Source organism: Camelimonas lactis (assembly GCF_004342915.1).
In the GTDB taxonomy this organism is placed as follows: domain Bacteria; phylum Pseudomonadota; class Alphaproteobacteria; order Rhizobiales; family Beijerinckiaceae; genus Camelimonas; species Camelimonas lactis.
The window spans coordinates 75,600-90,412 of record NZ_SLWL01000014.1; the positions used below are offsets into that span (position 1 = coordinate 75,600).

Here is a 14,813-nt window from a genome sequence, read left to right on the forward strand (position 1 = left end):
ATGTTCATTGTTGCAGGACCGGCTTCAGGCGAAGCGCAGCAGCACGTGCTTCTTCCTTCCGAAGGAAAGCTTGATAACGCCGTCGCCGGTGAGGGCGGCTTCCGTCAGCGCCGCCCGTTCGTCGGTCACCACCACATCATTGACGCGCAGGCCGCCGGCCTTGATCTGGCGGCGCGCCTCACTGGTGGAGGCGACCAGCCCCGCGCTGGCGAAGGCGGAAAGCACGCCAAGCCCCGCCCTGAGGTCGGCGACGGCCAGGGTGACGCTGGGCAGATCCGCCGCAAGCGCGCCTTCCTCGAAGGTCTTGCGCGCCGTTTCCGCCGCCTGGTCAGCCGCCGCCCGGCCGTGCAGCAGGGCCGTGGCTTCGGTGGCCAGAATCTTCTTGGCCTCATTCACCTCGCTGCCGCCCAGGGCCGCCAGCCTGGCGATCTCGTCCAGCGGCAGCACGGTGAACAGCTTGAGGAAGCGCGCCACGTCCGCATCCTCGGTGTTGCGCCAGAACTGCCAGTACTCATAAGGGCTGCGCATGTCGCCCTTCAGCCAGACGGCGCCGCTGGCGGTCTTGCCCATCTTGGCCCCGGAGGCGGTGGTGATCAGCGGGCAGGTGAGGGCGTAAAGCTGGGGGCGCCCCATGCGACGGCCGAGGTCGATGCCGTTGATGATGTTGCCCCATTGGTCCGATCCGCCCATCTGCAGCACGCAGTCGTGGCGCTTGCTCAGTTCGACGAAGTCGTAGGCCTGGAGGATCATGTAATTGAATTCCAGGAACGACAGTTCGTGCTCGCGCTCCAGGCGGGTCTTCACCGAATCGAAGCTGAGCATGCGATTGACGGAGAAGTGCTTGCCGACGTCGCGCAGGAAATCGATGTAGTTCAGCGGCGCCAGCCACTCGGCGTTGTCGACCATGAAGGCGGCCGCCCCCGCGCCGGCGCCGTGCGGGGCCGGCTCCAGACCATCCTGGCCGCCGCCGAAGTCGATGAAGCGGGAGAACACCGTGCGCAGGCTCTGCTTGTTCTCCCCGATCTGCTCCAGGGTCAGGATCTTGCGGCTCTCATCCTTGCCGGAGGGGTCGCCGACGCGGGTGGTGCCGCCGCCCATCAGGGCGATCGGCCGGTGGCCGGTTTGCTGGAACCAGTGCAGCATCATGATCGACAGCAGATGGCCCACATGCAACGAGGGGCCCGTGCAGTCATAACCGACATAAGCGGTGAGCTGACCCGTCGCCGCCTTCTCGTCCAGCCCCGGCAGGTCCGAGCACTGGTGGATGTAACCGCGTTCCGTCAGGACGCGCAGGAAGTCGGATTTTGGCGCGGTCATCAGTTCGCTCACCTCTATAGCTCTGGCAAAGGTCAAACCTGCCCATCAGGGCCGGGCGCCGCCCGGCCTCCCGATCCGGCCATCTTGCCTGCCGCGCATCGCGGAAGGCGTTGGGGGGGCCGGCGCGGGTAACGCAAAATTTGGCTGGCGCGCATGTAACACCTTTGCGGCGCGAGATCACGCGGGATCACGCCTGCCGGCGCGTTGACAGGCCGTGGCGGCGCGAATCATTCGCTCTCACGCCCCCGGGGACAGGACCGCCATGGCGCGTCGGGCGGGCGGGGCGGGACCGGGGACAGGCCAGGAACCCGGCGCGCCCGACGCTGTGGACTGCGCGTGGCTGCATGGGCGGGCGGCGTCCGCCCATGGCCTTCATGCCTCTGATTATGCGAATTAATCCTGCAGATATGGTCAAGCTTACGCCCGCGACGCGCCAGGCCATGTCAAGGCGCATGCAAACCAGTCGTCAAATACACGCTTTCACATGCACCCCCTGCCGTAGTAACTTGCGCTGACTCGCAAAATTCTCAAAATTTGCAATTATGCAAAATATTTATGCAATTATGCGAAGTCATCGCTGTCACGAAAAATTCCGACCAGACATCTGGATATAGGTATGGGCCATACCAGATACATGGGGTTCACCCGCTCGTCTCCTTGAGGAAGCATGCAGCGGATCGCGGGATACCGACGCACGAAACTGGGGCAAGACTGGAAAATAGGGCGGGCCTTCTGAGCCATGCGCGCATGAATGCATGAAAGATGAGGGAAAGCCTGCCTGAAAGACTGAACGTGGGGGGGAGGAGGTGCGCATTGGTTTTGGACTGGCCGCCCAGGAGGAGCATGTCAGCGACGAAGCTTTCCTGGAATCATGCGGCGCCGAACGTGTCTTCCTGGCCGCAACGCCAGAGAGCCGGCTGCCAACGCTCGCGCATGCGATCGCCTTTCTCCGGCAGGGCGACGTCTTTTTAGTTCAATCTCTCGAAAGGCTTGGGGACAGCCTCGAAGAAATCGTCGCTGCGCTTGAAAAGGTTTCGAAAACCGGCGCCGCCATCCAGGTGGGCGAAAACGACGTCACGCCCGGCACGCCGCTCGGCGACGCATTGCTGCCGGTGTCCAGATATCTCGCGGAGCGCATCCGCCACCCGGCCCCACCCAACGCGCCCGAAGCGTCTGATGAATCGCGCCGGGACGGGCCGGAGAGGCGACAGCGCGGACGCCCGGCCGTCCTGACCGGCGCGCAGCGGGAGCGCGCCCAACGCCTCGTGACCGAGCAGGGCATGTCCACCCGCCAGGTCGCGCGGCGCTTCGGCGTCTCCACCGCGACGATCTACCGGATTCTCCAGGAAACATAGGCCGGCCAGGCGGGAAACACACGGAGGCGCGGCCCCGACGCAACGATCACCAGGCTTGCCGCGCCCGCGCGCGCCTGCCGCTCCCGCACGGCCCGGAATACTGCTACGATCGGACAACAGGTGTTTGCCTTGCGACGCAAACACGCCTGCCCCTGGTCGGCCGATCATCCTGAAATGGAGTTCTCCCCTGCCGTTCTGGACTGACGCATTTTTCCGCCCGGCCGGACGCCTTCTGGCGTCACGAGGCCCTCACCGTGTTTCAGGCCGCGCTATCGCGAAAGATGGCTCGCGCCATGGCCAGACGATGGGCGCGCCATGACGGTCCGGCGGGCGATTGGGCTGATGAGCGGCACCTCCATGGACGGCGTCGATGTGGCGTTGCTGGAAACGGATGGCGAGACCATTCACGCCTTCGGCCCCACCGGCTATCGGGCCTACAGCGCCTCGGAGCGTTCTGTTCTGGCGCAAGCCATGGCCGAGGCGCCGGCGCTGACGCGCCGCGACGACAGGCCGGGCGTCCTTGCGACGGCGGAAGATCTGGTGACCGCCGCCCACGCAGAAGCAGTCCAGGCTTTTCTGGCTCATAACGGCCTGTCGTCACCGGATATCGACGTTATCGGCCTTCACGGGCAAACGGTGCTGCATCGTCCGCAGGCCCGCCTGACCGTGCAACTCGGCGATGGAGCCGGCCTCGCCGCCGCCACAGGCATTCCGGTGGTTTACGATTTCCGGGCGGCGGACGTGGCGGCTGGTGGCCAGGGCGCGCCGCTCGTTCCGGTGTTCCACGCCGCGCTGGCGCGCTGGGCGGGCCTGTCGGCGCCCGTGGCCTTCCTGAACATCGGCGGCGTCGCCAATGTCACGTTCATCAATGCCGATGGGTCGCTCGTGGCGTTCGATACGGGTCCGGGCAACGCCCTGCTTGATGACTGGATGCGGACCCGCACCGGCGCGGCCATGGATGCGGATGGCGCAACGGCGGCGGCGGGAGCCCCTGACGAGGCGCTGCTGTCCTGGTTGCTGGCCCATCCCTGGTTCGACGCGCCGCCGCCGAAGTCGCTGGATCGCAACTGGTTCTCGCCCGGCGTCGCCGCGCACCTGGGCGCCCCTGACGGCGCCGCCACCCTGACGCACTTCACGGTCCGCGCCATCGCCCGGGCGGTGGAGGCTTCGGGCGGCCCGCCGCCCGCCTGCTGGATCGTCTGCGGCGGCGGCGCCCACAACCCTGAACTGATGCGGCTGCTGCGGGAGCGTCTGCAGGCCCGCGTCATCGCAGCTGACGCGGCGCGGCTGACCGGCGACTTCATCGAGGCCCAGGCCTTCGCCTACCTTGCTGTCCGCAGCCTCGACGGCCTGCCGATCACCTGGCCCGGTACGACCGGCGCGCCAGCGCCGCTGGCCGGCGGCGTACTTGCCGTTCCCCCCCTGTGACGACAACAGCGCGCGCCGGCGCAGCCTGACCCGGCGCCGGCCCGCGATTTTTCACGTTGGAGCCGCTACCCAGGATGAGCGGCAGCGCTTCCGTCGCAGCCAAAGGCGGGCAAAAACGTCCCGTCCGGGCGCCCGCGCGCGAACCATTACGCCAGCATTTGCCCCGGATGTCCGCGGGAGCTTTGCCAGGGGGGAGCTTGTCAGGAGAACTTTCGACGGGGCGAACGGCAAAGGGCCGCCCTGTAGGCGGCCCTCCGATCTCCAGCACAATCCCCGGCATTCCCTCGCCCCAGGGCATTTTCGGGAAGGCGAGGCCACTTTCGGGGGAAAATCCCCAGGCCCGTGAGATGGCGCATTTTCTGCGAACAGGTATTCACCGAAGGCGCTCCAGACCAGCCGTCCGGCCAGGCGCCTGGTCAGTCTTCCCCGGCCTCTTCCTCAACCGGGTCCGGCGGCGGGGGCAGGGCGGCGGTTTCCTCCTCGCTGGCCCCAAGGCGCTTGTCGAGATAGTCGTCCACGACCGCGATCAGTTCATCGACCTTGCCGTCGAAGAAATGGTTGGCCCCCTCGATCACCGCATGCTCAAGCAGGATGCCCTTCTGGGTCTTCACCTTCTCGATCACCGGCACCACGTCCTTCACCGGCGCCACCCGGTCTTCCGAGCCGTGCACGAACAGGCCGGAGGAAGGGCAGGGCGCCAGGAAGGAGAAATCATACCGGTTGGCCATGGCGGCGATGGAGATGAACCCCTCGATCTCCGGGCGCCGCATCAGCAACTGCATGCCGATCCAGGCGCCAAAGGAGATGCCGGCGATCCAGCAGGTGCGGGCTTCCGGGTTGATCGACTGCACCCAGTCGAGCGCCGCGGCGGCGTCGGAGAGTTCGCCAACGCCATGGTCGAAACTGCCCTGGCTGCGGCCGACGCCGCGGAAGTTGAAGCGCAGCACGGAGAAGCCGCGTTTCACATAGGTGTAATAGAGATTGTAGGCGATCTGGTTGTTCATCGTCCCGCCAAACTGCGGGTGCGGATGCAGGATCACCGCGATCGGCGCGCCCTTGCGCTTTGACGGGTGATACCGGCCTTCGATGCGTCCGGCAGGGCCAGGAAAGATGACTTCAGGCATACTCAACCTTGCTGATGCGGCTGACCGCGCCCCTCTGGAACGTGAAGGCGCGGCAGGCGCGCTTGACTTCGGGACAGGTCGGCCTAAAAAGGGCTTAGAACGGTTCTACGCACATTAACACGCGGTTCGCAACAGGTCTCCGGGACGTGGCGCGACACGGGTCCAACCGGTCGCTGTCCAGCAGAATCCCGTTCTGGCTCCAGTCGCGGCGCATGGGTATGGCGCCCGCCTTGCGCGGATCCCATATGGCAGGCGAGGCGCATGGCCCGGGAGGCCTGACCGCGACAGAACCTGACGTATGACCATGCGTTCCCCGCGCCTGGCCCGCAGACGTTGCGGGGCGGGCGCGAGCGTCTGTTTAACATGGCGAGAGGGGTCCATTGCAAGGATTGCGTTCGCCCGGCCTGGCATTGCCGGGGGGCGATGGCCTTTCAGGGGCGGCACGAATGAGCAGCGCGCGCACATATCTGGATCACAACGCCACCTCGCCGGCGCGCCCCGCCGTGCGCGAGGCGATGGTCCATGCCCTGTGCGTCGCCGGCAACGCCTCATCGATCCATGCTGAAGGCCGCCGGGCCCGCGCCGCCATCGAACAGGCGCGCGATGAGGTCGCCGCGCTGGTGGGCGCGGCCAGCCAGGACATCATTTTCACCAGCGGCGGCACCGAGGCCGCCAATACGCTGCTCGCCGGCGGCCTGTCGTTCCATGGGGCGCAGCCGGCGCGGCTGGTCGTGCTGGCGACCGAGCACCCATGTGTTCTGGAAGGTCATGGCTTCGCCGCGGACCGGGTCAGCCATGCGCCGGTGAACGGCGATGGCGTCATCGATCTTGACTGGCTGCGCGCCGACCTCGACGCCAACGGCCCGGCATTGCTCGCCCTTCAGCTGGTGAACAGCGAGACCGGCGTTATCCAGCCAGTGGCCGCGGCGGCGGAGTTGCTTCACGCAGGCGGCGGCGTTCTGGTGTGTGACGCCGTGCAGGCGGCGGGAAAACTGCCGCTCGACATGGCGGCCCATGGCGCGGACGCAATGTTCATTTCGGCGCACAAGATCGGCGGCCCGCAAGGCGTTGGCGCCATTGCCCTCGGCGGCGGCTTCGTCACCCTGGACACCCGGCTGCTGCGCGGCGGCGGTCAGGAACGCGGCGCCCGCGCCGGCACCGAAAACGTCGCCGGAATCAGCGGCTTCGGCGTCGCCGCCCGCATTGCCGCCACAGAGCTGGAGCATAATGTCAACCATTGCCGGGAGCTTCAGCATCTTGCCGAACGGCGGTTGCGGGAGATCGCGCCAGATGTGGTGATATTTGGCGAAGGCGCGGCGCGCGCCCCCAATGTCACGGCGTTCGCGGCGCCCGGCTTTTCAGCGCAGACCCTGTTGATGCAGTGCGATCTTCGGGGTATCGCCCTCTCGTCCGGTTCGGCCTGCTCCTCTGGCAAGGTCCGGCGCTCCCATGTGCTGGAGGCCATGGGGGTGACGAAGGACATCGCGGGAGGGGCGGTGCGCATCAGCACCGGCTGGAATTCAACCGAAGCTGACATTGCGCGCTTCGCCGACGTGTTCGCCGCCTGCGTGGCTGGCGCGCGCGAGCGCAGGGGCGCGCTGGCGGGCGCATGACGCCTGTCGACAGGCGACCGGCGGGTCGCCGCTGAAATCTGATTTGGCCGCTCTTTCGGGAGCGCGCCGTGACTGGCCAGCCCACGGCCCTTGAAGCCGTGACAGGAGGATGAGATGGCCGCCGTGCAGGAAACCGTCGACCGCGTCAAGGCGATCGACGTAGACCAGTACAAATACGGGTTCGAAACCGTGCTTGAAACCGAAAAGGCCCCCAAGGGCCTTTCGGAAGATACGGTGCGTTATATTTCGGCCAGGAAGAATGAGCCGGAATGGATGACCCAATGGCGCCTTGACGCCTTCCGTCGCTGGCAGACCATGGTCGAGCCCACATGGGCGCGCGTCGATTATCCAAAGATCGACTACCAGGACGCCTATTACTATTCGGAGCCGAAGAATTTTTCCGGCCCGGATTCGCTCGACGACGTCGATCCGGAAATCCTCAAGACCTACGAGAAGCTGGGCATTCCGCTGCGCGAGCAGGAGCTGCTGGCTGGCGTGAAAACCTCGAAGGTCGCGGTGGACGCGGTGTTCGATTCCGTGTCGGTCGCCACCACCTTCAAGGAAGAGCTGAAAAAGGTCGGCGTCATTTTCTGCCCGATCTCCGAGGCGATCCGCGAGCATCCCGAGCTGGTGAAAAAGTACCTGGGGTCGGTGGTGCCCGTCTCCGACAATTTCTTCGCCACGTTGAATTCCGCCGTCTTTACTGACGGATCGTTCGTCTACATCCCCGAGGGCGTGCGCTGCCCGATGGAACTGTCGACCTATTTCCGCATCAACGAGCGCAACACCGGCCAGTTCGAGCGCACGCTGATCATCGCCGACAAGGGCTCCTATGTGAGCTACCTGGAGGGTTGCACCGCGCCGCAACGCGACGAGCACCAGCTGCACGCCGCCGTGGTGGAGCTGGTGGCGCTTGAGGATGCGGAGATCAAGTACTCCACCGTGCAGAACTGGTTCCCGGGCGACGCGGAAGGCAAGGGCGGCATCTACAACTTCGTGACCAAGCGCGGCGATTGCCGCGGCGACCGTTCGAAGATTTCGTGGACCCAGGTCGAAACCGGTTCGGCGATCACCTGGAAATACCCGTCCTGCATCCTGCGCGGCGATGGCAGCAATGGCGAGTTCTACTCCATCGCCATCTCCAACGGCCGTCAGCAGGTCGACAGCGGCACCAAGATGATCCACCTCGGCAAGAACACGACGAGCCGGATCATCTCCAAGGGCATCGCCGCCGGCAGGTCGGACAATACCTATCGCGGTCAGGTTTCCGCCCACCGCAAGGCGTCGAACGCGCGCAATTTTACCAATTGCGACTCGTTGCTGATCGGCGACCAGTGCGGCGCCCACACCGTGCCCTACATCGAGTCGAAGAACGCCTCGGCGGTGTTCGAGCACGAGGCGACCACCTCGAAGATTTCCGACGACCAGATGTTCTACTGCATGCAGCGCGGCCTGTCGGACGAGGAAGCGGTGGCGCTGATCGTCAACGGCTTCGTCAAGGACGTCCTGCAGCATCTGCCGATGGAATTCGCGGTGGAGGCGCAGAAGCTGATCTCGATCTCGCTGGAAGGCAGCGTGGGCTAACCCCCGCCGCCCAAACCGAACAACAGACCCAATGGGCCGCGGACAGGCGCGCAGGACGCGACGCCCGGCCCGAACGACCGGAATTGCACCATGCTGGAAATCAGGAACCTCGTCGTCGACATCGATGACAAGCGCATTCTCAACGGCCTGAACCTCACCGTGAACAAGGGCGAGGTCGCGGCCATCATGGGCCCCAACGGCTCGGGCAAGTCGACGCTCTCCTATGTCATCTCCGGCAAGGAGGATTACACCGTCGTGGACGGCGAGATCCTGCTCGACGGCGAGAACATCCTGGAGCTGGATCCGGCCGAACGCGCCGCCCTCGGCGTGTTCCTGGCCTTCCAGTATCCGCTGGAGATCCCCGGCGTCGGCACCATGACGTTCCTCAAGGCCGTGATGAACGCCCAGCGCAAGGCGCGCGGCGAGGCCGAACTGACCACGCCGGACCTGATGCGCCGGGTGCGCGAGGCGGCGGAAAAGCTCTCGATCAACCAGGAGATGCTGAAGCGCCCGCTGAACTTCGGCTTCTCGGGCGGCGAGAAGAAGCGCATGGAAATCCTGCAGATGGCGCTGCTGGAGCCGAAGCTGTGCATTCTCGACGAAACCGACTCCGGTCTCGACATCGACGCGCTCAAGATTGTCGCTGATGGCGTCAACGCCCTGCGTTCGCCCGACCGCTCGTTCCTGGTGATCACCCACTACCAGCGCCTGCTGGACTACATCGTGCCCGACACCGTGCACGTGATGGCCAACGGCCGCATCGTCCGCACCGGTGGCAAGGAGCTGGCCCTGGAGCTGGAAGCCAACGGCTACGCCGACTACCGCCAGCAGGCTGCTGAATAATGGGCGCTGATGTGAAGCCATTGCGGACCGCCGCTGAAACCGCGCTGATCGCGCGTTTCCAGGCCGCCGCCAACTCCCTGCCAGGCGACAGCGCAACCGGGCGTCGCCGCACGGAGGCATTCGACCGCTTCGAGAAAACGGGTCTGCCGACCCGCCGGATCGAGGAGTTCCATTACACCGACCTGCGCGCCCTGCTGCGCGACGCGCCGGAGCCGGCCGCCCGGCCAGACGCCGCCGCTGTCGCCACCGTGCTGGCCCGCAACGCCGCGTTCCCGGCGCCGCTGGCGATCCCGTCGCTGGATTTCGTCAACGGCTACCTGGTTTCGCAGCCGCCGGCGATCGCTGGCGTCGAAATCGTGGCGCTGGACGCCGCGCTGGCGGCGGGCGACGCCCTGACAAGCCGCCTTGGCGCGCTGGAGCTGGCCCAGGACAACCCCATGCTGGCGCTCAACACCGCCTTCATGGCGGAAGGCGCCATCGTGCGGGTGTCGAAGGATGCTGGCGACGCTGGCCTGCAACTGCGTTTCGCCAATGCCGCCGACGCGCCCTTCTCGTCCGCGCCGCGCGTGCTGGTCGTCGTTGATGACGGCGCCAGCCTTGATCTGGTCGAGACCCATGCCGGCGCCAATGGCCTGGCCTACCAGGTCAATGCGGTGGTGGAGATCATCGCCGGCGACGGGGCCCGCGTGAATCACACCCGGATCAACGCCGAGGGCGACGCCGCCCAGGCGGTGTCGACCTTGTCCGTCTCACTGGGCGCCGATGTGCGCTTCAGCTCGTTCGGGTTGACCACGGGATCGGCGATGTCGCGTCACCAGATCTTTCTGGGATGCGCGGGTGAGGGCGCTGACATCACCATTGGCGGCGCCACCATGCTGCGCGGTCGTCAGTTCGCCGACACCACGCTGACGCTCGATCACGCCGTGCCCAACTGTAACAGCCGCGAGTTGTTCAAGACGGTGCTGGACGATGAGTCCACCGGCGTGTTCCAGGGCAAGATCATCGTGCGCCAGCACGCCCAGAAGACCGACGGACGCATGATGTCCGCCGCGCTGCTGCTGGCGGAAAACGCCACGATGAACAACAAGCCGGAGCTGGAGATCTTCGCCGACGACGTGCAGTGCGCCCACGGCGCCACGTGCGGCCAGCTCGATGACGATCTGCTGTTCTACCTGATGGCCCGTGGCCTGCCGCGCAAGCAGGCCGAGGCGCTGATGGTCGAGGCGTTCCTGGGCGAGCCGCTGGAGTTCGTGGCGCGCGAGGACGTGCGCGACAACCTCGTCGCTTTGGTGGAAGGCTGGCTGGCCGCGCGCGGCTGACCGGCTCTTCGCCATCCCGTTTACGAACAATGCGTGCGGCGCCTGGCGCCGCATGCGATCGGGCGCTTCCGGCTCCAAACACCCGGCCGGCTCCCATGCGCTCAAGCCAGAATTTCAGGAGGGCGGGGGCAGCCCCGCGATTGTCTCCATGACAGACAGCACGCCCGCCGCGCCCCTCGACCTCGCGCGCATTCGCGCCGATTTCCCGATTCTCTCCCGGCAGGTCTACGGCAAGCCGCTGGTCTATCTCGACAACGCCGCCTCGGCCCAGAAGCCGCGCGCGGTGATCGAGGCCATGACCCGGGCGATGGAAACCGGCTATTCCAACGTCCATCGCGGCCTGCATTACATGGCCAACGCCGCCACCGAGGCGTTCGAGGACGGCCGCGAGGCGGTGCGCGCCTTCCTGAACGCCGCCTCGACCGACGAGATTATCTTCACCCGCTCGGCGACGGAGGCGATCAATCTGGTCGCCGACAGCTACGGCCGCATGGCGATAGGCGAGGGCGACGAGATCGTCCTGTCGATCATGGAGCACCACTCCAACATCGTGCCGTGGCATTTCCACCGCGAGCGCAAGGGCGCCGTGCTGAAGTGGATTCCGGTCGACGACAATGGCGTGCTCGACCTGGACGCTTACGAGAAGCTGCTGACCGACCGCACCCGAATCGTCGCCATCACCCACATGTCCAACGTGCTGGGCACCATTGCCCCGGTGAAGGAGATGATCCGCATCGCCCATGCGCGGGGCGTTCCGGTGCTGGTGGACGGTAGCCAGGGCGCCGTGCACCAGCACGTCGACGTGCGTGATCTCGACGCCGATTTTTACGTGTTCACCGGCCACAAGGTCTACGGGCCCACCGGTATCGGCGTGCTCTACGGCAAGCGCGACCTGCTGGCGAAGATGCCGCCCTTCAATGGCGGCGGCGAGATGATCGAAACGGTGACCACGGACACGGTCACCTACAACGAGCCGCCGCACCGCTTCGAGGCCGGCACGCCGCCGATCGTCGAGGCCATTGGCCTTGGGGCGGCGCTGCGCTACATGGAGGCCATCGGCCGCGACCGCATTCACGCCCATGAGGCGGATCTCAGCGCTTACGCCCACGAGCAACTGAGCGCGATGAACTCAATCCGCATCATCGGTAGGGCGCCGGGGAAGGGCGCCATCCTGTCGTTCGAGATGAACGGCGCTCACGCCCACGACGTGGCCACGATCATCGACCGGGCCGGCGTGGCGGTGCGGGCTGGCACCCATTGCGCCATGCCGCTGTTGACGCGCTTCGGCGCCACCTCCACATGCAGGGCGTCGTTCGCGCTCTACAACACGCGCGACGAGGTTGATGCGCTGGTCGAGGCCCTGCGCAAGGCCGAGCGCATGTTTGGATGACATGGCGGCGCCATGGGTGTATGCCGTCGGCTCGAATGCGTGTTTGAGCGGCGGCTTCACCCCCCTGGACCGCCAGCCGGATCAGGAGCGGCCCTTGCGGAAGCCCGCTCCCGGGAGATGACGAAGTGACCGAGAACCAGATGACCGACGGGCCGGCGCCCAACGCCCCTGACGTCACGCCGTCGTCCACCTTGCCGCCGGAAGAGATCGACCGCCTGACGGACGAGCTCATCGCGGCGTTCAAGACCGTGTATGACCCGGAAATCCCCGTCGATATTTACGAACTGGGCCTGATTTACCGCGTCGCCATCAGTGACGAGCGTCACGTCGACGTCGACATGACGCTGACTGCCCCGGGTTGCCCGGTGGCCGGCGAAATGCCCGGATGGGTGGAAAACGCTGTCGCCGCCGTGCCCGGCGTCTCGGGCGTCGACGTGCGCATGGTGTTTGATCCGCCGTGGGACCAGAGCCGCATGTCCGACGAAGCCCGCGTCGCCCTCGACATGTGGTGAGCGCCGGCGCGCCTCCATGTCTCTCCGCATGACCTGGAACCTTGCCCGGCGGGGCGCATTTTCCTGACAGGGCGGGGCGATCCCCCGGCCTGCATGGAAATGCAACCTCTCTGGAAGGAGACCGGGATGACCGCCGCCAGCCACGATCCGCCTCCTCAAATTCCTCCGCCTCTTGGCCAGGTGCTGGAAAGCGCGCTTTATGTGGACGACCTGGGCAGGGCGGCGACCTTTTACGAGCAGGTCCTCGGTTTGCGCGCCCTGGTGGCGGACGGGCGGTTCCGGGCCTACGCCGCAGGCGACCGCAACGTGTTGCTGCTGTTCCAGCGCGGCGCCACCAGTGAAACCGCGCATCTCCCGGGGGGCGTTATCCCGCCGCATGGTTATCTGAAAACCCGGCCGGACGACCGCATCCAGCAGCACATCGCCTTCGCGGTGAGCCCCGAGGGGCTGGAGCAATGGGAAAGAGCGCTCAGGGCGCGCGGCGTCAGCATCGAGGGCCGCACCGAATGGCCCAAAGGCGGCCACAGCATTTATTTTCGCGATCCCGACGGTCATCTGCTTGAACTGGCGACGCCCGGCCTCTGGCCGATATCGGGCGCCTGAGTCATCGGCGCCCAGCCGCAACCATTATGGTTAATGACAGCGTCAGACAGACCACGGAACGAAGCTGGCGGCCGGTTTCCTGACCGATGCTCCGCGCATGCCTGAAAAAATTGCCCGCGTTGACATGACAACCATTGCGTGTGCGAACAATGCCCAGGATATTTTCCGGCAGTCGCCAATTTGGTCAGCGTCCTACCAACTGACGAGTTGCTTCATCCGTCAGGAAAAAGCATGCTGCGGCGTCTCACGCCCGTGTCGGGCAGTGTATGCGACAACGATAAATGGAGTTTGTAATGGCTGTTGACGGCGCCTGGAATCTGACCATGCAGACCCCAATGGGCGAACGGACCTCAACCGTGAATCTGACTGCCAACGGCGACGCGCTGACGGGAACGCAGAGCGCCGATCAGGAGGCGGGCGAGATTTTTGACGGCAAGACCTCGGGCAACGATGTCTCCTGGAAAATCAAGATCACCAGCCCCATGCCCCTGACGCTGGAGTTCAAGGGCAGCGTCGCTGGCGACAACATGGATGGCAAGGTATCGGCGGGCTTTATCGGCAGCTGGGGTTTCACCGGCGTCCGCGCCTGATCACCGCCGCGAAACAGCGTCCGTTTCGCGGGAGAAGCCTCCCGGAGCATGCTTGTCGGAACCGGCGTCGCCAGACGAGGGCGCCGGTCCCGTCATGGTTTCCCGCGTGACCAGGGAGATGGTGACAAAGCTCACATAGAGCAGCAGATACCATGATCCGATCTTGGAAAATGGCGCCAGCTCCGGGGTTCGTTGCCCCGCGTAGAGCCATGTGCCGGTGCGTGTGCCAACGTTCTCCGCCACCCAGAGAAACAGGCTGGAGAAGAACGCCGCCAGCGGCAGCGGCATCCAGTACCAGCGCGCCAACCTGAACCAGATGCGCGTGCGGCCGTAGATCAGGATGGTGGCGGCGAACAGCGCCCAGCGCAGATCCGGCAGGAAGTGGTGCGCGAAAAAATTGACGTAGATGGTAACGGCCAGCGCCACGGTTAACCAGAATGGCGGGTAGGGCGTGAAACGCATTTCGAAGATGCGTATGACCCTGACCATGAAGCTGCCGACCGCCGCATACATGAAGCCGGAAAACAGCGGCACGTCCATGATGCGGAAAAATCCTGCCTCCGGATAAGTCCATGATCCCGCGCTCACCTTGAACCATTCCATGGCGGTTCCGGTGATATGGAAGGCCAGGATGACCCGCGCCTCTGTCCATGTTTCCAGTTTCAGCGCCAGAAACAGCGCCTGTACGGCAATGGCGAAGACAAACAGCGCATCATAACGCGCCACTGGCCAGTCCGCATGCCAGACCAGCCGGCTGACCAGAATCGCGCCGAGCAGCAGGCCGGCAAACAGGCAGGCCCAGGCCTGCTTGAGCCCAAACATGACGAACTCGGCCACGCACCAGGGCAAGCGCCGGCGCACCATCTGGCCAAGGCGCAATTCCAGCGCGCGCGTATCGTTCATGGAAAACCGTCGCTCCATCCATTATTCGCCGCCGGCGGCCAGTTCGTCGGGCGGAGCTGACTTTTGCGGGCTAACCGCGGCCATGGTCCGCTGGACGATCACATCCGGGATAAACGGTTCTCGCGCGCCGGAAAAGCGTAACCGCTGTTCTCAGGCCACGGCCTTGATTGGGTCCGAGGCGTAGGCCCATGGCAGCAGTTCGTCGATCTGGCTTTGCGGATGTCCGGCGACG

The 14,813-nt window shown here is 65.6% G+C and carries 13 protein-coding genes; 10 read left to right on the forward strand and 3 right to left on the reverse strand.

Annotated features, from left to right (window positions below):
• Window positions 1-24: 24 nt before the first annotated feature.
• A complete protein-coding gene (gene tyrS / locus EV666_RS14670; protein WP_132009640.1) occupies window positions 25-1,317 on the reverse strand; it encodes a tyrosine--tRNA ligase in 1,293 nt (430 codons plus the stop codon).
• 806 nt (window positions 1,318-2,123) lie between these two features.
• Here tyrS and EV666_RS14675 point away from each other — a divergent pair.
• Both EV666_RS14675 and EV666_RS14680 read left to right on the forward strand, forming a co-directional pair.
• A complete protein-coding gene (locus EV666_RS14675) occupies window positions 2,124-2,672 on the forward strand; it encodes a recombinase family protein (RefSeq protein WP_132009643.1) in 549 nt (182 codons plus the stop codon).
• Between the two features lie 315 nt (window positions 2,673-2,987).
• Complete coding sequence (locus EV666_RS14680) at window positions 2,988-4,100, forward strand: anhydro-N-acetylmuramic acid kinase (RefSeq protein WP_132009646.1); 1,113 nt, start codon at window positions 2,988-2,990, stop codon at window positions 4,098-4,100.
• Between the two features lie 416 nt (window positions 4,101-4,516).
• Here the strand turns inward: EV666_RS14680 and EV666_RS14685 are convergent, their stop codons facing one another.
• On the reverse strand, window positions 4,517-5,224 hold the full coding sequence (locus EV666_RS14685; protein ID WP_132009649.1) for an alpha/beta hydrolase: 708 nt from the start codon (window positions 5,222-5,224) through the stop codon (window positions 4,517-4,519).
• Between the two features lie 446 nt (window positions 5,225-5,670).
• Between EV666_RS14685 and EV666_RS14690 the strand changes: the two genes are divergently transcribed.
• The 8 genes from EV666_RS14690 (at window position 5,671) to EV666_RS14725 (ending at window position 13,678) form a co-directional block, all read left to right on the forward strand.
• A complete protein-coding gene (locus EV666_RS14690; RefSeq protein ID WP_132009652.1) occupies window positions 5,671-6,837 on the forward strand; it encodes a cysteine desulfurase family protein in 1,167 nt (388 codons plus the stop codon).
• A 114-nt stretch (window positions 6,838-6,951) separates the two neighbouring features.
• Window positions 6,952-8,421 (forward strand): Fe-S cluster assembly protein SufB, encoded by a 1,470-nt coding sequence (gene sufB / locus EV666_RS14695; RefSeq protein WP_132009655.1) that lies wholly within the window; start codon window positions 6,952-6,954, stop codon window positions 8,419-8,421.
• 90 nt (window positions 8,422-8,511) lie between these two features.
• On the forward strand, window positions 8,512-9,264 hold the full coding sequence (gene sufC / locus EV666_RS14700; protein WP_132009658.1) for a Fe-S cluster assembly ATPase SufC: 753 nt from the start codon (window positions 8,512-8,514) through the stop codon (window positions 9,262-9,264).
• Window positions 9,264-10,583 carry a Fe-S cluster assembly protein SufD gene (sufD, locus tag EV666_RS14705; protein WP_132009661.1) on the forward strand — a complete coding sequence of 440 codons (1,320 nt, stop codon included), beginning with the start codon at window positions 9,264-9,266 and terminating at the stop codon, window positions 10,581-10,583. The genes sufC and sufD overlap by 1 nt, the downstream gene beginning before the upstream one ends.
• Before the next feature lie 148 nt (window positions 10,584-10,731).
• The gene (locus EV666_RS14710; protein WP_132009664.1) at window positions 10,732-11,973 is read left to right on the forward strand and encodes a cysteine desulfurase; all 1,242 of its coding nucleotides are present in this window, start codon (window positions 10,732-10,734) and stop codon (window positions 11,971-11,973) included.
• A 140-nt stretch (window positions 11,974-12,113) separates the two neighbouring features.
• The gene (locus EV666_RS14715) at window positions 12,114-12,485 is read left to right on the forward strand and encodes an SUF system Fe-S cluster assembly protein (protein ID WP_132009754.1); all 372 of its coding nucleotides are present in this window, start codon (window positions 12,114-12,116) and stop codon (window positions 12,483-12,485) included.
• A gap of 126 nt (window positions 12,486-12,611) precedes the next feature.
• Entirely contained in the window at window positions 12,612-13,088 is a 477-nt protein-coding gene (locus tag EV666_RS14720; protein ID WP_132009668.1) for a VOC family protein, read from the forward strand.
• Between the two features lie 293 nt (window positions 13,089-13,381).
• Window positions 13,382-13,678 carry a hypothetical protein gene (locus tag EV666_RS14725; RefSeq protein ID WP_132009733.1) on the forward strand — a complete coding sequence of 99 codons (297 nt, stop codon included), beginning with the start codon at window positions 13,382-13,384 and terminating at the stop codon, window positions 13,676-13,678.
• On the opposite strand, the gene EV666_RS14730 is transcribed toward EV666_RS14725, so the two are convergent.
• Window positions 13,679-14,581 (reverse strand): DUF817 domain-containing protein, encoded by a 903-nt coding sequence (locus EV666_RS14730; RefSeq protein WP_245514450.1) that lies wholly within the window; start codon window positions 14,579-14,581, stop codon window positions 13,679-13,681.
• Window positions 14,582-14,813: the final 232 nt, after the last annotated feature.